Source organism: Streptomyces sp. NPDC058401, from assembly GCF_042722885.1.
Classification (GTDB): Bacteria; Actinomycetota; Actinomycetes; order Streptomycetales; family Streptomycetaceae; genus Streptomyces.
This window is the reverse complement of the sequence record NZ_JBHXKA010000001.1, coordinates 117,841-136,812: the sequence shown is the minus strand read 5'-3', so window position 1 is coordinate 136,812 and position 18,972 is coordinate 117,841. Positions and strand designations below refer to the sequence as shown.

Here is an 18,972-nt window from a genome sequence, read left to right as displayed (position 1 = left end):
CCGTGCAGAAGCCCAATGCGAACGACCTGTCGATGGACGGTGTGCGGTGCGCCGCGGCCGAAGTCCTCGGCGTGGAGCCCGAGTCGATCCCGGACTCCGCGAACCTGATCGGGCACGGGATGGACTCCCTCCGCATGATGCGGCTGGCCGGCGGCTGGCGCCGGGAGGGCGCCTCCGTGACCTTCCGGCAGCTGGCCCAGGATCCGACCGTGGCGGCGTGGCACGCGCTGCTGACGGCGGGGGCGGTCCGCCCGCTCCCGCAGAGCGCCGGGGGCCGCCCCGTCGACGCCGGGGCCCCCTTCGCCCTCACCCCGGTGCAGCGGGCGTACTGGATCGGCCGCCGTGCGGAGATGACCCTCGGCGGGGTCGGCTGCCACGCCTACCTGGAGTTCGACGGCAGCGGGGTCGCACCGGAGCGCCTCGACGCGGCCGTGCGCCACGTCCTCGCCCGGCACGGCATGCTGCGGGCCCGCTTCCTGGAGGACGGGCGCCAGCAGATCCTCGCCCGCAGTCCGTGGGCCGGGCTGACCGTCCACGACCTCGCCGCGGCCGGCCCGGACAAGGCCGCACGGCACCTCGGGGAGCTGCGCTCGCACCTCTCCCACCGGGTGTTCGACGTGGCCGCGGGCGAGGTGTTCGACGTCCAGCTGTCGCTGCTCCCGGACGGCCGCACCCGTATCCACTTCGGCATCGACCTGCTGGTCGCGGACGTGGCCAGCATCGAGCTCGTCCTCGCCGACCTCGCCGCGGCCTACCGCGATCCGGCCCGGCTCGCTCCGCCGCCCGCGTACGGATTCCCCCAGTACCTGGAGGACCACCGGGCGTGGTCCGGTTCCGCCGGCGCCCCGGGGAGCCCGCTCGCGGTTGCCCGGGAGTTCTGGCGCGAGCGGGTTTCCGGGATGCCGGTCACCGGACCGGCGCTCCCGCCGGCGGCGGCGCCCGAGGACGTCGCCGAGCCGGTGTTCACCCGGCGGAGCTTCACCCTGGCGCCACGGGAGTGGGAGCGGATCACCGCCCGGGCGGGGGAGTTCGGCCTGACGCCCGCGATGGTCCTCGCGACCGCCTACGCGGAGGTGCTCGGGGCGTGGAGCGAGGACGATCACTTCCTGCTCAACGTGCCGCTGTTCGACCGGCAGCCGCTCGACGCCGAAGTGGGCTCCCTGGTGGCCGACTTCACCAGCCTGGTGCTGCTCAGCGTGGACCTGCGCCGGCCCGCCCCCTTCGCGGAGCGGGCCCTGGACCTGCAGCGTCAGCTCCAGGAGAACGCCTCGCACGCCCAGTACTCGACGCTGAGCGTGCTCCAGGACCTGCGCCGGGCGAACGGCGGCGCCCGCGCCGGCGCCCCGGTGGTGTTCGCCTGCAACCTCGGTTCCGCCTTCGTCCCGCCCGAGGTCCGCGAGGAACTGGGCGAGTGGAGCTGGATGATCTCCCAGACCCCGCAGGTCTGGCTGGACCACCAGGTGTACCGGACCGACGCGGGCGTGGTGCTGGCCTGGGACTCGGTCGACGCGCTCTTCCCGGAGGGTCTGATGGACACCATGCTCCGCTCCTACGAGGAACTGCTGCTCGCACTGGCCGGGCCGCAGGATCAGCAGCCGCGGGCCGACGCCTGGTCCCGGCCGGCCGTAGTGGACGGGGCCGGCCGGTGAACGCCGTCGCCGCACCCGGTCCGGCGCGCGCCCGCTGGATCCGCAGCTTCCGCCCGTCCGGAGACGCCGGGGTCCGCCTGCTGTGCTTCCCGCACGCGGGCGGGGCCGCCGGCTTCTACTTCCCGCTGGCCCAGGCGCTCGCCCCGGACGTGGAGGTGCTGGCGGTGCAGTACCCCGGCCGCCAGGACCGGCTCCGCGAGCCCGGGGTGGACGACGTGCGCGTCCTGGCCGACGGGGTGGTGGCGGCCCTGCTGCCGCTGCTCGACGACCGGGAGCTCGCGCTGTTCGGCCACAGCATGGGCGCCACGGTGGCGTACGAGGTGGCCCGCCGGCTGGAGCACGAGGCGGGCGTACGGCCCGCCCTGCTGTTCGCGTCCGGCCGCCGGGCGCCCTCCCGGTACCGGGAGGAGCGGGCCCACCTCAAGGACGACGCGGGGCTGGCGGAGGAACTCCGGCTGCTGGGCGGCACCGGCGGGGACCTGCTCGCCGATCCCGACATCCTGCGGATGGTGCTGCCGGCCGTCCGGGTCGACTACCGGGCCATCGAAACCTACCGGCACCGGCCGGGCGCGGAACTGGGCTGTCCGATCGCCGTGCTGACCGGCTCGCACGATCCCCGGGTCACCCCGGACGAGGCCGCCGACTGGCGCCACCACACCCACGCCGGACACACGGTGGACGTGTTCCCCGGCGGCCACTTCTATCTGAACGAGATCATGGGGGAGATCGCCGGGCTGATCACCGACCGCATCTCGGCCCTCCCGGCCCCCGCTCTCCCGGTCTCTGCCCTCCCGGTCTCTGCCCTCCCGGTCCCCGCCCTCCGGACCGCCACCGGAGGAATCGCCCGGCCGTGAACCGATCGCCGCACACGCCCCGCCGGTGGGGCATCCACCTGTTCGCCGCCCTCGCCGTGCCGTTCTGCCTCTTCATGGGGAGCTGGCAGCTCGACCGCTTCTCGGCCCGCGTCGAGGCGGACCAGGAGTACCGCCGCTACCAGGACGCCCCGGCCCGGCAGACTGCCGGGCCGCTGGCGGCCATGCTGCCCGTCAGCGCGCAGACGGTGGGCCGGCTCGCCGCCGCGAGCGGCAGCTACGATCCCGCCGCCCAGTTCCTGGTGCCCGGGCGGCGGCTGGACGGAAGGGACGGCTCCTACGTCCTGACCGTGCTGCGTACCGACGGGGGCCGGGCCGTACCGGTGGTGCGCGGCTGGCTCCCCGGCGGGGCGGGCACCGTCCCGGTGCCGGCCCCGCCCGCGGGCCGGGTCACCGTGACGGGCGCGCTCCAGGCCTCCGAGCACCAGCGCACCAGGGGCGTACGGGCGGGCGGTCTGCCCGCGGGGCAGACCGGGATCATCAGCGCGGCCGCGCTGGTCAACGTACTCCCCTACGAGCTGTACGACGCCTGGCTCACCGTGCCCGACCCGCCGGCCCCGCTGCGCGCGGTGCCGCCGGTGGTTCCGGCGGGCGCCGGGCTGGACTTCAAGGCCTTCCAGAACCTCGGCTACACCGGGGAGTGGTTCGTCTTCGCCGGCTTCGTCGTCTTCATGTGGGCCAGGCTCCGCCGCCGCGAACGGGAGGAGGCCGCTGCGGCGACGGGTACCGCCGCCGTGCCCGCCCGGGCGGTACCCGACCGCGCCACGAAGGCCCGCCCCCGGAGTTCCCCCTCCCGGAGTTCCCCCTCCCAGGGCTCCCGCGCCGAGGACGCCCGCAAGGACCGGACGCTGAGGATCGCGGGCGCCGTGCTCGGCGCCGCGGCCGTCGCCTTCCTCGGGTGGAGCGGCACCGTGTACGTCACCGGCCAGGACTACAGCGGCGAACTGGTCGCCTTCGACGTGCTGTCGGCGGACTCGGTGGAGGCGCGGGTGTCGGTGCGCAAGGGAGCGGACGCGACCGTCGTGTGCACCCTGCGTTCCCTGTCTGAGGCGGGCCGGGAGGTCGGCCGCAAGGACATCGGCTTCGCCGAGCCGGCGGACACGGTGGACCGGATCGTCCGGCTGCGCACGACGGGGCGCGCCACCGCGGTGGAACTGGTCGGCTGCCAGGACGCGGCGGCCGGCTGAGGCCCCGCGAGCTCAGCCGAGGATCAGGCAGCAGGCGGTGGCGACCGGCACGAGGACGCAGGCACGGGAGCCCATCCAGAGCAGCCCCGTCAGCACCGGGCGGGCCACACCCCGCCGGTCCAGGATGCGGGTGATGCGCAGGGCCACGGAGGGTCCCCCGGCCGCGAAGGCGGACTGGTCCGTCACCCGCGCGGACGCCATCGAGTAGAGCGCGGTGGCCAGCACCTCGCGCGCGCAGTGGCGCAGCGCCCGGTCGTCCGCCGCCATTTCGAGCAGCAGCGGCACCTGCGCGGTGGCCTGCCGGGCCAGGGACAGGCCGCGGAAGACGCGGCCGAATCCGGTGACGGCGCCGATCACCACGTGGTGGCGGCCGGCGATGTGGGCCCGCTCGTGCCGCAGGGCCGCGGCCAGTTGGGCCGTGCTGAGGATGTCCATCGCGCCGGTGGTGACCACGATCTGCGCATCCCTGCCGGGCAGGCAGTACACGGCCGGCGCGCCGTGCGGGATCACGGTGGCCCGCAGCCCGGGGTCGGTCCTGCCGATCAGCCGGAGCCCGTGCGCGTGCCGGCCGCGCCGCCGCCGGGCGTGCAGGAGTTCGCGGCAGAAGGCGGCCGTGGGCAGGGCGAGTACGCCGATCGCCGCCCCCAGCGCCCACCGGTCCATCGTGGCGGCGGCCGCCGCGCAGTCCTGCCCGCTCCACGCCAGGCAGGCCGTCGCGTGATGGCCGAGCCGGTGCACGTTCTCGTACGGCAGGAACAGCAGCAGCGCGCCGAGGGCGACCGCGGCGGTGAAGGTCGCCGCGAGCAGGCCCCAGGCGGCGACGGCCAGCCGGGGCGCCTGCCCGGCCCACCGTGCCCGGGCCAGCGGGCCGGGACACAGCAGGCCGGTGCACACCGCCGTGATCAGCGGCGGAAGGACGTGATGGTTCACTCGCGGACGCCGTCCCCCGGAGCGGCCCCGTCGTCCCGGCCCGGCCGCACGAGCGACCGCAGCGCGGCGTCCAGCGAGCCCACGTCCTCCGGGGACATGTGCTCGACGAAGCGCATCAGCGCGGCGGGGCGGTCCGTCGTACAGCCCAGGGCCTCCCGCATCAGGCCCGCGGTGTAGTCCTCGCGGCTGCGCACGGGCTCGTACGTCCAGGCCCGGCCGCTCTTCCCGCGCCTGAGCCACCCCTTGCGGTACAGCACGTCGGCCACGGTCAGGACGGTGGTGTACGCCAGCGGCCTGGTCCTGTTGATGTCATCGACGAGCTCCCGGACCGTGGCCGCGTGCTCCCACTGCCACAGCCGGTCCATGATCTCGGCCTCCAACTCGCCCAGCCGTCTCATGAGCGTCTCCCCTCTCGTCCACCCCTGCGGAGCAGTTGGTCGTCTGCACCGCAGCCACATGGTAGACAGCCGCCCGGAGCGGACCCCACACGTAGCAGAGTGGGCCCGACGACGCGACGTGCCCCGACCCACCCGAGGAGGACCCCTTGTCCCCTGCCGACCGAACCCTGCTGGCCGCCTGCGGCGCGGGCGACGCCGATGCCGTGAGCGCGGCCCTCGCCGCCGGCGCCGACATCGAGGCCCGTGACGAACACCGCCGCACCCCGCTGCTGCTCGCCGCCCTCGGCGACCACGTGGCGGCGGCCGAGGTCCTCGTCGCCGCCGGCGCCGACCCGAACGCCCAGGACGACCGCGACGACAGCCCCTGGCTGGTCACCGGTGTCACCGGCAGCGTCCGCATGATGCGCACCCTGCTCCCGGCCCGCCCCGACCTCACCCTGCGCAACCGGTTCGGCGGCATCGCCCTGATCCCCGCCGCCGAACGCGGCCACGTCGACTACGTGCGGGCCCTGCTCGGGGAAACCGCCATCGACGTCGACCACGTCAACCGGCTCGGCTGGACCGCACTGCTCGAAGCCGTCATCCTCGGCGACGGCGGCCGCGCGCATCAGGAGATCGTGGAACTGCTCATCGCCGCCGGCGCCGCGCCGCACCTTCCGGACGGCGACGGCGTGACCGCCCTCGAGCACGCGGAAAGCCGCGGATTCACCCGGATCGCCGGTCTGCTCAGGTCCGTACGGTAGGAACGGCCATGGGACACGGGGAACGTACGACAGCGGCCCCCCACCACCGGAATCCGGTGGTGGGGGGCCGCTGTCGCAGGGGCGGCGACGTCAGCCGAAGGACTTGATGCCGCGCCAGTCCACCGCGAGCACCGTCTTGACGGGGGCGTTCGTGTTGGTCGTTGACGGGTGGTAGATCTTGATGTTCCCGTCTGCGGCGAAGCGGACCCACAGGTCGGGGATCCGGTCTCCGTTGACGTCCGGGATGGCGACGATCGCCGAGATGTTCTCCGTCGTCCAGCTGGTGCCGTACGAGGCGTCGGCACCCTCGCGGGAGTTGGCCGCGACCTTCAGCGAGTCGATGTCCACGCTGCCCGCGGTGGAGCCGGGCTTGCCGTGCCGGATGTAGATGGTCCCGGAGTCCAGGCTGCGCCACAGCAGGTCGGGCGTGTTGTCGAGGTCGATGTCGGCGATGTTGACGATCTCGCGGGGCCCCCAGGCGGAGCCCTCCATCAGGGTCGCGCTCTGGAAGGTGGCTCCGGTGTAGCCGGAGAGCAGCCAGAACTGGGTGCCGACCTTCACGGCGACGTCGGTCATCTTGTCGCCGGTGATGTCACCGACGGCCTTCATCGACACCCAGGTGCTGGGGGCGGGCGCGTTCGACGGGAGGCGGATCTTGAGCCGCTCGCCCACGTCGAACGAGCCGTAGCCGTCACCGGGGTAGAGGTAGAAGGTTCCGTCCGGGTCCACGGCGAACAGGTCGGTGGTGCCGTCGCCGGGGTAGACGTCCGCGTAGTGGGAGATCAGCGCGGCCTTGGTGCCGTTCCACCAGGGGGCCTTCGGCCCCAGGACGGGCTTGCCGTCGGTGCCCTTGGTGTACGAGCCGGTCAGGCCGCCGTACAGCTCGCCGTCCGGGCTGCCCGGGTAGGAGAGCAGGCTGCCGTTGGCATCGATGATCATCAGGTCGGTGATGCCGTCGCCACCGACGTCACCCGGGCCGTCCGCGGTGTCCCGCGGCGGGACGTAGGTGCCGTAGTCGGTGCGCGCACTGACGTTGCCGAGCGAGTCCAGCGAGAAGATGTGCAGCCAGTTCGGTCCGGCGTGCGGGGGCTTCAGCGCGGGGGCCGTGAACGAGCCGTTGACCGCCGTGACATCGGTGTAGGCGAGACCCTCCCAGCCGTAGCGGAACTTCGCGGCACCCTCGGAGGCGAAGGTCATCGGTCCGGTGCTGCCGAACTTGACGGTCGCCCAGGTGGTGCCGTCGGAGGTGGCCCGCTTGAACGGGGTGGTGTCCTCGTCCACGGTGGGCGGCGGCGGAGCGGAGGCGTCGACGGTGATCCGGCAGGGCTCGGTGCCCGGCGGGTAGTTGGTCGAGGTGGCGCCGACGGCGTCCTGGGCCATGACGTCCCAGGAGTACGTGGTCTTGTCGGTGAGCGGGAAGGTCGCCGGGATCGTCAGGGACACGGTGCCGCCGGCCGCGGGGGCGGAGACGAGGGTGCCGGCCGGGACGGGGTCGCCGGTCTTCCAGAAGCGGAAGCGGACCTTGGAGAGGTTGCCGTCGCCGTCCTTGGCCGTGGCCTTGAGGACGACGTTGGTCTTGCCGACGGTCACGCCCCCGCCCGGACCGGGCACGCAGGCGCCGCCGGGGGACGAGGTGCCCGCGGTCGGCTCGGACGGCGGGCGGTTGTAGTCCACCTCGAACGTGGCGGAGGTGGCGCGGAACTTGCGCCAGGTCTGGGTGTCCCCCTCGGAGGTCGCGCGGAGCCCGAAGGTGATGTTCGACCAGCCGTTGTCCGCGCCCTTCTGGGCGGCCGCGACGACGCCGGAGCTGTTGAACGCCTCGTAATCGTCGGGGCAGGAGGTCGACCAGCCGTGCGCGAAGGACTTCTTCTGCAACTCCGTCGCCCACGAGGGCTGCGAGTTCCACGTCGTGCCCGAGGAGATGGAGCCGGTCAGGTAGAACTTGAATTCGCGGGCGGTGCAGGACCAGGAGTGGTTGTTCTGCACCTTGAAGGTGGCCTTGGTGACCGTGGCGCCCTTCATCTTCGGGTCGAAGCCCATCCGCCAGAACGAGCGCCCCAGACCGCCGGTGTCGGACTCGTAGCCCACGCGGGCGTCGGAGGTGCCGGAGGAGAAGTTGGTGCCGTTGTAGAAGCTCGAGCTCGGGTACGGACGGTAGGCGGTGGTCCACGCCTGCCAGCCCGAGTTCATCGTCGGGTCGACGAAGAGCGGGAACTTCAGGCCCTGGGCGGCGAGCAGCCCGGACCCGGCGAGGTCCAGCGAGAGGCGGGCGGTCCCGGTCTTGTCGCCCTCCACGGTGATCGGGAGCTGCGCGGACTTCGCTCCGGGCTCGATGCCGGAGAGGCCCGACAGCTTGAGGACCTCCGCGGGGGTGGTGGCGGCGGTCCGGGAGGCGGTCCCCTCGGGAAGCTCGGGGTCGCGGCCGCTGGAGTCCCAGGTGAAGGGGGTGGGTATGGAACCGAGTTCCGCGCCGTTCTTGTCGAGGACCTGCACCCGGTTGCTGCCGGGGTCGTGCTGGAACGTGGCGGTCGCCGAGCGAAGCCCGTAACCGACCCGCGCGAGGGCCTTGTTCGCGGCGGCCTCGGGGGTCTTCACGATGAGGACCTGGGCGAAACCGCCCTCCTCGCGCGCCACGAGCAGCAGGTCCACGCCGGGCAGCACGTCGGAGTAGAGGGCGCGCGGGCCGTCGAGCACCGGCACGGGCAGCGGGGCGCCCGGCCAGGTGTAGGCGATGGTGTGACCGTCGAACTCCACCTCGGCGAGCAGCTGTTCACCCGGCGTTTCGGCGCGGGCGAACGAGCGGTCCGCGCGGTCCTTCGCTGCCTCGCCGCTCGCGAAGCGCACCGGCAGGGCGGCGTTGGCAGGGGAGACACCGAGCCCGCGCGGCGCCTTCTCGGAGCTGCGGAGGGTGTTGTCGATCGGCGCCCACTCGCCCGCCGCGTTCTTCGCGCGCTGCGGAAGGGCGTGCGTCCGGGTGCGGAACTGCCCGTCGGGCAGGGCCCAGGTCTGCGTGGTGGCCGTGGTGGCGGTCTCGACGAGGACCTGTTCGCCGCTGCTGACGGCCTTGTTCACGGCGGCGGCCTCGTCGACCGGCCCGGTGGCGGCCGGTGCGGCGTCGGCGGCCTTGCCGCCGGCGGTCGGGGACGTGGAATCGGGCTGCCACCAGAACAGGAGGGCAGCGGTGAGGGCGGCCAGCACGAGGCCGATGGTCAGGGACAGCCGTGTGCGCGTGCGCACGAAGGGGCTGAGAAATGGCAGCGCGGACACGGTGTCTACTCCCGCGTGGAACCGGATGGATTGAGGACAGCACAACCAGCCCCAGACGGAAGACCGCGGGGCAGAGAGCGGACACACGATCACACACCGCCAACCGGCCGTCTACATTCCGGATCTTCATTGGACCGTTACTTCGTGAGGAATCCACCCCCGCCCAACCGCCGTTCGGGACGGTATTGGGCGTTCTGGGATGCACGAAAGTCGCCTATGTCCGGAGCGCTGCATGTTTCCGAATGATCATCATCAATGATCATCCGAGTCGAAATGACGCGTGGGGCACGTCACTTTGCTGATGCGCGAACGCAAGGAAGCCTCCTTGCCTTCCGTGGCGTTCATGACAGAGAGTGCGCACGCACGCGCCTGGGCCAGGTGCGTGCGTTTTGGTGTTTCCGCACCTCTCTTGTTGTCTGAATTGTCAGGGTGGGAGTAGACGCGCATGCGTGCTGCAGGTCCGTTGTCATGGCTGGGGCGGGGACGCCCGGCCATGACGGAGTCTCAACGACGGCACCGGCGGCGAAGCCGCGCGGCCACCGTCATTTTGCTGTCCTCGGTACTGACCGTGACAAGCCTGGGAGGGGAGGCGCTCGCCGCCCCCGGTCCGGGCATGAACCGCGAGGCGTCGACCACGACGGTCGACCTCCCGGACCTCCCCAAGAGCGCGGAGCTCGAAGGTGACGGTCAGGCGGAGAAGCGGCTGACCACGGCGCCCGAGGTGCCGGTCGACCCCTACGACCCGAAGGCCACCACCGCGTGGGCCGCGGGCACCGGCAATGCCGCACTGACGGCAACTACGCTACCGGGCACAAGCGTTCCCGTAAGCAATGGACTGCCGATCGCCCTCGGAGTGCCCGAGGGCACCGACCCGGCCACCGTCGCGGGTGACTGGAAGGTCGACCTCGCCCCGCCGTCCGCCTCGCAGGAAGCGGGTGTGTCGGGTCTGGTCATGAAGGTGACCCCGCCCGCCACCGCCGACCCGGCCGCCGAGGTGTCCCTCACCGTCGACACCACCGGCTTCGCCGACCTCTACGGGCCGCAGGCCGCCGACCGCTTCGGCCTGATGCTGCTGCCCGAGTGCGTGTACTCCAACCCGAACGCGGGCGAGTGCGCCGAGGGCAGCGGCGTCCAGACCATGTCGGTCAAGCCCGACCCGGACACCTTCAAGCGCCTGAGCTCCACGGTGGAGACGGTCCCGGCGAAGGAAGCACCGACCCGGACCACCGCCGCCAAGGACGCCCCCACCCGCAAGATCATCACCGGCAACGTGCCGGTGTCCGGCCTGGTCGGCGAGGGCTTCACCGCGGGCGCCCGCCAGGCGATGCTGCGCGACGGCATTCAGCCCGCCGCCAACGCCGCCGGCGGTTCCGCCGTCGGCATGCTCGACACCGGCTCCTCCGTGCAGGGCGACTTCACCGCCTCCCCGCTGCTGTCCTCCGGTTCCTGGTCGTCCGGCTCCTCCTCGGGCGCCTTCACGTACTCGTACAAGGTGCAGACCCCGGAGACGGCCGGCGGCCTGATGCCGAAGGTCGGACTGTCGTACTCCTCCCAGTCCGTGGACGGGCGCACCAGCTCGACGAACAACCAGGCCTCCTGGATCGGTGACGGCTGGGACTACAACGCGGGCTCCATCACCCGTACGTACGCCAACTGCCGCCAGGACTCCAAGAAGGCCGGCTCCAACAACGCCGGCCACCGCACCGCGGACCTCTGCTGGGGCTCCGACAACGCCACCCTCTCCCTCGGCGGCACGACCACCGAACTGGTCTGGGACGAGGCCAAGGGCAAGTGGTTCACCGCCAACGGCGACGGCTCGAAGATCGAGCGGGTCACCGGCCAGGCCACCGGCAACGGCGCCAAGGACGGTGAGTACTGGGTCGTCACCGCCAAGGACGGCACCCGTTACCACTTCGGCCTCAACAAGCTGCCCGGCTGGTCCGACAACGGCTCCGCCGCCGACGACCCGACCACGGACTCCGTCCTCACGGTCCCGGTCTACGGCAACCACGCCGGCGAGGACTGCTACAAGGCGGGCGACTGGAAGAACTCCTACTGCACCCAGGGCTGGCGCTGGAACCTCGACTACGTCGAGGACGTCCACGGCAACGCCATGACGATGTGGTGGAAGAAGGACCAGAACTACTACGCCCGCAACTTCAACTTCAAGGACCCGGTCGTCTACGACCGCGACGGCTACCTGTCCCGCATCGACTACGGCCAGCGCCGCGACACCATCTTCAGCGCCGAGGCCCCGGCGCGCATCGGCTTCAGCGTCGCCGAGCGCTGCTACACCGTCGGCAGCGTCGCCTGCACCGAGGACAACTTCAAGTCGAAGGACCCCGGCCAGTACCGGCCCTGGTTCGACACCCCGGCCGACCTGCGCTGTGAAGCCGGCAAGAAGTGCTGGAACGCCGGTCCGACCTTCTGGACCCGCAAGCGCCTCGACAAGATCACGACCTCGGCCCAGCGCCGGACCGACACCACCGCCCGCCAGGTCGTGGATGTCTACCAGCTGAAGCAGAGCTTCGCCGAGCTGAAGACCGGTCCGAACACCGCCCTGTGGCTGGAGTCCATCCAGCGCACCGGTTACGCCCGCAACGGCTCCACCGACGCGAGCGTCTCCCTCAACCCGGTCCGGTTCGAGTCCAACTCCGAGGACATGCCGAACCGCGTCAAGGCGATCAACCCGCAGCGCCCGGGCTTCTCCCGGCTGCGCATCGCGCGCGTCACCAACGAGTACGGCGGCGACACCGTCGTCACGTACAAGCCCATCGAGGGCGACTGCCTGAGCGGCCGGCTCCCCGGCAAGCAGGACACGGCGGCGCTGAAGGCGAACGACCGCCTCTGCTACCCGTCGTTCTGGAACCCGGACCCCGAAGTCGAGGACATCGACTGGTTCCACAAGTACGTGGTCGAGTCCATCGAGGAACTCCCGAACGTCGACGGCGCGTACCCCACCAAGACGGCCTACGCGTACAAGAGCCCGGCCTGGAAGCTCTCCGATTCCGAGTTCACCAAGAAGTCGACCCGGACGTACTCGCAGTTCGCGGGCGCCGAACAGACCACCGTCATCACCGGCGTCGAAGACTCCGCGATCGGCAGCAAGCCCTCCAAGTCCGTCACCCGCTACTTCCGCGGCATGGGCGACGGCGTCCCGGTCAAGGACGTCCACGGAAACGCGATCAAGTCCTCGGACGGCTCCACGGTCTACGACCGCGAGGCCTTCGCCGGCCGCGTCTCCGAAGAGCTCACCTACACCTACGCGACGGATGCCGACACCGCCTGGCTGACCCGGAGCATCACCGTCCCCGAGGCCACCGAACTCGCCAAGCGCAACCGCGACGACGGCCTGGACCCGCTGAAAGCCTGGCGGGTCACGGAGCCGGAGGAGGTCGCGTACACGAAGTCCTCGGGCACCAACCCGGGCGACACCCGTACCGAGCGCCTCCTGCGGACGAAGACGACGTACGAGGCCGCCAACGGTCTTCCGACGTTGGTCGAGTCGTTCGGCGACACCGGAAAGACCGGTGACGAGACGTGCACCAGGTTCGAGTACCTGAACAACACGGCCAAGAACCTCATCGGGATCACCAAGCAGGCACTGACGTCCCCGACGTCCTGCGCGGCGGCGGACTTCGCCGACCTGAAGACCCTGACGGGCGGCTCGCGCGTCGCCTATGACGGCCAGGGCTTCGATGCCGCACAGAGCGAGCTCGGCGCCACGACCCGGTCCCTGCCGACCGAGACCTGGTCCCTGAAGGGCGACGGAACGGGCTTCGAGACCGACGGCACGTCCGGCTTCGACGCCATCGGCCGCGTGGTCCGGCGTACGGACGCCGACCAGAAGGTCACGACCATCGCCTTCGACCCGCCCACCGGGCAGGCGTTCAAGGTCTCGGAGACCAATCCGCTCGGTCATCTCACGGTCCAGGAACTGGATCCGGGCCGCGGTGTCTCCGTGAAGACCACGGACCCGAACGGCGCAAGCAGCCAGGCGAAGTACGACCCCCTGGGCCGTCTCTCGGAGGGCTGGGCCCCCGGCCGCACGCCGGGCGCCGGCGCCGTTCCGGACTTCCGGGCCGAGTACACCATCCCGGCCGAGGAGCCCGACCCGAACGACCCGACGCTCAAGATCCGCAAGCCTCCGTTCGTCACCACCCACGCACGCGGTCACGAGGACCGGATCGAGACCTCGGTGACGCTCTACGACGGCCTCGGCCGCGAGCGCCAGTCGATGGAGGAGCCGGAGAGCGGTGACGGCTACCTCGTCACCGACACCCTGTACAACAGCTCCGGCGAGGTGTGGCAGACCAACAACTCCTACCTGACCAAGGAAGCGAAGATCGGCGAGCTGTTCAAGCCGCTGGCCGACACCGCGATACCCAACATCACCCGCTACACCTACGACGGCCTGGGCCGCGTGGTGGCGGAGACCCCGTACATGAAGTACGTGGACCCGGTCACCAAGGAGACGTCGTCCAAGGCCTACCCGGAGCGGGCCACCCGCTACGAGTACGGCCAGGACTGGTCCAAGGTCGTGAACCCCGAAGGCTCCTCCTCCTACCGCGTCTTCACCGACGCACAGGGCCGTAGCTCCCGGGTCGAAACCTTCAATCCGGCCGCTCCCGGCGGCCTCACCTCGAACTCGTACGAGTACAACGGGGCCGGCCTGCTGTCCAAGGCGACCGCCTCGCAGGACCCCACCCACCCGTGGACCTGGACGTACGACCGCCGCGGCCGCGTCGAGTCGGCGACGGACCCGGACTCGGGCACCACCCGGACCACCTACGACCACCGCGGCCGGCCGCTCACCGTGACCAACGCCCGCGGCGTCACCGTCTGGAACGGCTACGACGAGCTGTCGCGACCCAAGATCCAGAAGCTCGACGGATCCGCCGGAACCACGGTCGCCGAGTTCACCTACGACACCGTCGCCGGCGGCAAGGGCCTGCCCGCCACCGCCACGCGCTACACCGACGGTCTCGCGTACACGCAGAAGATCAACGGCTACACGAAGGACTACGAGCCGAGCTCGACCACGCTGAACCTGCCCGCGTCCCTCGCGTCGACCTGGGGCCTGCCGGCCAGCTACACGTACTCCTACGAGTACACCGACCAGGGCCTGTTGCAGGAGGCGACGCTGCCCGCCGCGGGCAAGTTCGACGCCGAGAAGATGGTCGTCCGCTACAACGACCGCGGCCTGCCCGTCTCCGTCTCGGGCAAGGACTGGTACGGCTCGGAGACCGTCTACTCGCCGTACGGCCAGGTGCTCCGCTCGACCCTGGGCTCCCAGCCCTACCGGGTGTGGGCGCAGAACTCCTACGACGAGTCGAGCGGCGCGCTCACCGAGCAGTCGGTCTACCGGGAGCAGAACACCGGCACCCTGGTCGGCGGCAACCTGGTCTCGAACCGCGGATACACCTACGACCCGTCCGGCAACGTCACCTCGATCCAGGAGAAGTCCGTCGGGATCGAGGAGCGTCAGTGCTTCGCCTACGACCCCCTCGGTCAGCTGAAGTCCGCCTGGACCTCGAGGGAACAGGCCAACTGCACGACCCCGAAGAACACCGACGGCAGCCTGAACGTCGCCGCCGGCAAGGACAACTCCGGCTACTGGCAGGAGTACGAGTACGACCTCCTCGGCAACCGCACCAAGCTGACCGAGAAGGACCTCGCCGGTGACGCCGGCAAGGACGCCGTCAGCACGTACGAATACGGCAAGAACGCGGCCAAGGACCAGCCGCACACGCTCGCGAAGGTGACCAAGAAGTCCACCACCCCCGCGGGCGCGCAGGTGACGACCGAGGCGCAGCGTCTCTACGAGCTGACCGGTGAGACCAAGTCCGTCACCTCGGCCCAGAACGGCGAGAAGCAGGACCTGTCCTGGACCTATGACGGCCAGATCGACAGGATCACGGGTCAGGGCAGCGGCGGCAAGACCCCCTACGTGGGCCTGGGCCAGAAGTGCCTCGACCTGAGGTCCGGCCTCGCGGCCGCCGGCAGCGCCATCCAGCTCTACGCCTGCAACGGCACCGTGGCCCAGTCCTGGCGCTTCGCTCCGGTACCGGGTCAGGCGGACGCCAACCTGGGCACGCTGTCGGTGTACGACACCTGGTGCCTCCAGCCGGCGGCGAACACGGCGGGCTCGGCCGCGCAGCTGAACAAGTGCGACGGAACCGCCGCCCAGCAGCTGAAGCGCAACGCCTCGGGTCAGCTGACCCATGTCGCCTCCGGACTGTGCCTCGCGGTGCAGGGCGCCACCAACGCGAACTCGACTCCGGTCGTGCTCGCCGCGTGCGACGCGGCCCAGGCCGCCCAGCAGTGGCTGCCGCAGAACGACACCCGTCACATCTACGGCCCCGACGGGGCGCGCCTGCTGACCATCCAGGGCAAGCAGGCCACGCTCCACCTGGGCGAGACCGAGGTCACCGTCCAGCAGGGCGGCACCCTGGTCCGCACCGAGCGCACCTACGCCTCTCCCGGCGGCGCGGTCATGCGCTACGCCAACGGCACCGGTGGTGATGCGCTGGTCGCGGTCACCATGGACCACCAGGGCAGTGCCTACACCGAGACCGTCCTCGGCGCCGGCATGGCCGTACGGGTGCGCAAGCAGGACCCGTACGGCAACCAGCGCGCCGCCGGCAGCGCGGGACAGAACCTCCAGACGCACCAGGGCTTCCTGGGACAGTCGAGGAACGACACGTCCGGGTTCCAGCCGCTGGGTGCCCGTCTGTACGACCCGGTGGTCGGACGATTCCTGTCGGACGACCCGGTGCTGGACCTGAACGACCCGCTCCAGTCCAACGGGTACACGTACGCCCACAACAACCCGGTGACGTTCTCGGACCCGTCGGGCCTGTCGATCTCGCTCAACGCCTCCGAACGGGCCGCGGCCCTCGCGGGCGCCGGACTGTCGGCGGCGCAGGTGGCGCAGGCCGAGGCGATGCAGGGCAAGTCCCTGTCCTCGGTCGTCCTGGCCGTGGCGTGGTCGGCCCTGAAGGACTTCATCGGCATCAACGATGCGATGGCGTGCTTCGGCGGTGACATGTGGTCCTGCGGCAGCCTGATCATCGGGGCGATCCCGTGGACCAAGCTGGGCAAGATCCCGTCGGTCATCAAGGCCGTCAACCGCACCATCGACGCCATTCAGGCGTTCAAGGCGGCCAAGAAGGCCGCAGAGGCCGTCCTCAGAGCCGCCAAGGCCGCCGAGGCGGCAGCATTGAACGCCAAGAAGGCCGCCATCGAGAAAGCCAAGAAGGCGGCCCAGGCAGCAAAGAAAAAGGCTGACGAACAAGCCAAGAGAACAGCCGACAAGGCAAGGGCCGCCACGAAGAAAACCGGCAGCCCCGTCCAGAAGCAGGCTCAGGCCAAGGCAAACCCGAAGGCCTCCTCGGCCGGTTCCGCGGGTGCCGGCAAGGGCTCCGGCGGCAGCAAGGCCGGCAGCGGCGGAGGCAAGCCCGGAGGCAGCTCCGGCGGGTCCTCCCGCAGCAACGGAGGCTCCAGCGGTGGCGGCGGCTCCGGCAAGGTGCCCAGCTCGCGCGACAGCGGCGGCGGTGGCACCCCGCGTGCACCGGTCGTCGAGGTGGACCGGGCGCCGGCGAACTGGAACCAGGCCGAACGCCTCGAAGAGGTCTCCAGCCGTGTTCCGACCTTCGCCCTGTTCGCCTCCAGCTCCAAGACGAGGAGCCGTACGTACGTCGGTGCGATCAACACCCGAACCGGCGACACGGTGCTCGCCTCCTCCGGCGGAGGCTATTGCGCGGAGGGCAACGCCCTGCTCGCCCTGGGCGGGAATCCGGATGAAGTGATCTTCACCCATGCGTATACGGTGGTCCGGGACGCCCAGCGGAACTGGGCGACCGAAGTCAAACCGGTGTGTGTCAGGTGTCAGGCGGACTATCCCAGCCTCGACAACTTCGTGCCGGGAATCTCCGCCGAAAAGGGCGGGCCATGGGGAAGGTAGAAAAGCGGCAGTGAATCTCTTCGAGCTCGAACTGGAGAAGTTCGACTGGGAGCTCATGGAGTGCGGCTGCGGTGACAATGCCGCGCACCTCCCGGGCATGATCAGGGAACTCGTCGCACTCGACGAGGACCACGGCCGGGGTGAGGGGTTCGTCACCGCGCTGTACGGCCATGTGATGAGCGCGGCCGACGACCTGGTGCCCGTGTCCGCAGCCTTCGTCCCGGTGGCCTACGCCGCCTTGACGGGGCCCCTGTCGGAGCCCGCCCGGCGGGAAACGCTGGGGTGGGTGCTCCGGATCCTCGGTCCGGCCGTCGATTCCGAGAGCAGCGTGGCGGCGGACTGCGTCGCGGCAGCCGAGCAGGGGTTGTGGCTCCTGTACGGCGAGGTCGTCCAAGGCACGTCGCTCGCCGGTGCGGCCTACGCGTTCGAGACGCTCATGCTGATCGACGAAGATCTGGACCGGCTCCGCGCGGTCCAGGCGGCGGCGGGCGACCGCCTCCCCTGGGACCTGAGGTCCGAGGAGATCTGACGCAAGACGAGAGGGTGGTTTCCCGGGAGAATCCGGGAAACCACCCTCTCGCGTTTTCCGCTCATGAACGCGACGGCCGGGACCGGGGCGAGCCGGGCCATGGTCACCTGGCCGTCGACGTCCTTGCGGACGGGCCGGCCGAGCCGGTCACGCTCGTACGCGATGGTCCCGCCGAGCGCGTCGACCCGGGCGGCCGGCCGGCCCGCGGCGGCCAGCCGGTAGGCGAGGGTGCGGCCGTCGAAGTCGGTCTCGGACACGATGTTGTCGGCGGCGTCGCCCGTCCTGAATGTTCTTGACCGCCGCCGGCGAAACCTCTAGATCCCCGTCGCCCGCCATCAGGCCACCTCCCCACGACCGACCGGATCCACCGCGTTCGCATCCGGGACGATCCCCGCCACCGGCGGGAAGAACATCGACCCGTCGCCGTCCGCGACGTTCACGGCCACACCGGCCGGACCCTCGGCCAGCGGAACCAGCAGCACGGCCCGCCGGAACTCCCCCAGCAGGCGTGCCGGATCGCCCGACCCGTCCCGTATCGCCGCGATCTCCACGGTCAGTTCCATGAGCTCACGGAGACGAAGGGGAGGTCTCTTGGCGGAGGGGGTCCTGGACCGGATCGCCGGAGAGGCGGACCGTGCTGAGGATGCGCATGACCAGGTCGTCGCGGACGGCTCCCGGGACGCCCGACCGGCCGTAGAAGTCCCAGGCGACGAAGTCGCCCTTGGAATTCTTGAAGCCGAAGGCGATCGCCCAGCCGTCCCCCGCGCACTTGTGGTCCTTCTTGGCGCCCTCGGTGCGGGCCTTCACGTAACTCCCCTTGACCCCGGCCTTGGTTGTGTAGGCCACCGGCTTGTCCCACTTGACGACCTCCTTGTCCGGGGACGCGAACGCGGAGTACGCCCAGGACGTCGCCGTCTTCTCGGCGACCTCGTCGGTGGTCCTCGCGCCGTCGGCACCCTTGGTACCGGTCGACGCGAGCGCGATGTCATCGACGTAGCCGTCGCCGTTGGCATCCAGACTGCACCACTTCTTCTTGAAGAAGGCGGGCGCGGTGTGCCCGATCACCGGCTTGTCGGAGTCCTTGTCGTCCGAGAAGCCGCTGAAGATCTGCGGCTCCAGGACTTCCCAGTCCGGCGGTACGTCGAAAGCGGTGCCGTGCGCCGGATTCACCACGACCTTCCAGCCCTTGACCGTCGACTTCACGGTGCCCGGGGCGCCCGAGGACGCGGAGCCGGACGGGGAACCGGAGGCAGGTGCGGGGGAAGCCGGCCCCCCGGCACCGTCCGCCCTGTCGCCGTCCCGGAAAAGGACCGCGGCGGTCACCGCGACGGCCACCCCCGCAGCCACCGTCACCGATATCGCCACGACGGCCTTGCGCCGGGGCGCGGAACGCGGCGCCGGTCCGGGAGGCGGAGTCGGCGCGCCGGACGG

Annotated in this window: 11 protein-coding genes; 6 read left to right on the top strand and 5 right to left on the bottom strand. The window is 71.1% G+C overall.

Annotated features, from left to right (window positions below):
- The first annotated feature begins 2 nt into the window (after positions 1-2).
- From ACFWNV_RS00470 to ACFWNV_RS00460, 3 genes are read left to right on the top strand one after another with little or no spacing between them, the layout of a single operon-like run.
- Positions 3-1,649 carry a condensation domain-containing protein gene (locus ACFWNV_RS00470; protein WP_383938138.1) on the top strand — a complete coding sequence of 549 codons (1,647 nt, stop codon included), beginning with the start codon at positions 3-5 and terminating at the stop codon, positions 1,647-1,649.
- Positions 1,646-2,503: a thioesterase II family protein gene (locus ACFWNV_RS00465; RefSeq protein WP_383938136.1), complete on the top strand. Its 858-nt coding sequence runs from the start codon at positions 1,646-1,648 to the stop codon at positions 2,501-2,503. The genes ACFWNV_RS00470 and ACFWNV_RS00465 overlap by 4 nt, the downstream gene beginning before the upstream one ends.
- On the top strand, positions 2,500-3,708 hold the full coding sequence (locus tag ACFWNV_RS00460; RefSeq protein ID WP_383938134.1) for an SURF1 family cytochrome oxidase biogenesis protein: 1,209 nt from the start codon (positions 2,500-2,502) through the stop codon (positions 3,706-3,708). Before ACFWNV_RS00465 ends, ACFWNV_RS00460 begins: the two co-directional genes overlap by 4 nt.
- A 12-nt stretch (positions 3,709-3,720) precedes the next feature.
- On the opposite strand, the gene ACFWNV_RS00455 is transcribed toward ACFWNV_RS00460, so the two are convergent.
- Entirely contained in the window at positions 3,721-4,638 is a 918-nt protein-coding gene (locus ACFWNV_RS00455) for a M56 family metallopeptidase (RefSeq protein WP_383938132.1), read from the bottom strand.
- A complete protein-coding gene (locus ACFWNV_RS00450; RefSeq protein ID WP_383938129.1) occupies positions 4,635-5,036 on the bottom strand; it encodes a BlaI/MecI/CopY family transcriptional regulator in 402 nt (133 codons plus the stop codon). Before ACFWNV_RS00450 ends, ACFWNV_RS00455 begins: the two co-directional genes overlap by 4 nt.
- 146 nt (positions 5,037-5,182) lie before the next feature.
- Between ACFWNV_RS00450 and ACFWNV_RS00445 the strand changes: the two genes are divergently transcribed.
- The gene (locus ACFWNV_RS00445; protein WP_383938126.1) at positions 5,183-5,779 is read left to right on the top strand and encodes an ankyrin repeat domain-containing protein; all 597 of its coding nucleotides are present in this window, start codon (positions 5,183-5,185) and stop codon (positions 5,777-5,779) included.
- A 90-nt stretch (positions 5,780-5,869) separates the two neighbouring features.
- Here ACFWNV_RS00445 and ACFWNV_RS00440 read toward each other — a convergent pair whose 3' ends face one another.
- The gene (locus ACFWNV_RS00440; protein ID WP_383938123.1) at positions 5,870-9,016 is read right to left on the bottom strand and encodes a DNRLRE domain-containing protein; all 3,147 of its coding nucleotides are present in this window, start codon (positions 9,014-9,016) and stop codon (positions 5,870-5,872) included.
- Between the two features lie 598 nt (positions 9,017-9,614).
- On the opposite strand from ACFWNV_RS00440, the gene ACFWNV_RS00435 reads away from it, so the two are divergent.
- Both ACFWNV_RS00435 and ACFWNV_RS00430 read left to right on the top strand, forming a co-directional pair.
- Positions 9,615-17,012, top strand: a complete 7,398-nt coding sequence (locus ACFWNV_RS00435) for a ricin-type beta-trefoil lectin domain protein (protein ID WP_383938120.1) — start codon at positions 9,615-9,617, stop codon at positions 17,010-17,012.
- A gap of 10 nt (positions 17,013-17,022) precedes the next feature.
- The gene (locus tag ACFWNV_RS00430) at positions 17,023-17,541 is read left to right on the top strand and encodes a hypothetical protein (protein ID WP_383938118.1); all 519 of its coding nucleotides are present in this window, start codon (positions 17,023-17,025) and stop codon (positions 17,539-17,541) included.
- Positions 17,542-17,876: 335 nt separating this feature from the next.
- On the opposite strand, the gene ACFWNV_RS00425 is transcribed toward ACFWNV_RS00430, so the two are convergent.
- Together ACFWNV_RS00425 and ACFWNV_RS00420 are read right to left on the bottom strand one after the other, a co-directional pair.
- Complete coding sequence (locus ACFWNV_RS00425) at positions 17,877-18,104, bottom strand: hypothetical protein (protein ID WP_383938115.1); 228 nt, start codon at positions 18,102-18,104, stop codon at positions 17,877-17,879.
- A gap of 4 nt (positions 18,105-18,108) precedes the next feature.
- The gene (locus ACFWNV_RS00420; protein ID WP_383938112.1) at positions 18,109-18,894 is read right to left on the bottom strand and encodes a hypothetical protein; all 786 of its coding nucleotides are present in this window, start codon (positions 18,892-18,894) and stop codon (positions 18,109-18,111) included.
- Between the last annotated feature and the right edge of the window lie 78 nt (positions 18,895-18,972).

Coding starts and splice junctions, on each gene's coding strand:
- ACFWNV_RS00450 (WP_383938129.1), bottom strand. CDS start 5,036: ATGAGACGGCTGGGCGAGTTGGAGGCCGAGATCATGGACCGGCTGTGG.
- ACFWNV_RS00425 (WP_383938115.1), bottom strand. CDS start 18,104: ATGGAACTGACCGTGGAGATCGCGGCGATACGGGACGGGTCGGGCGAT.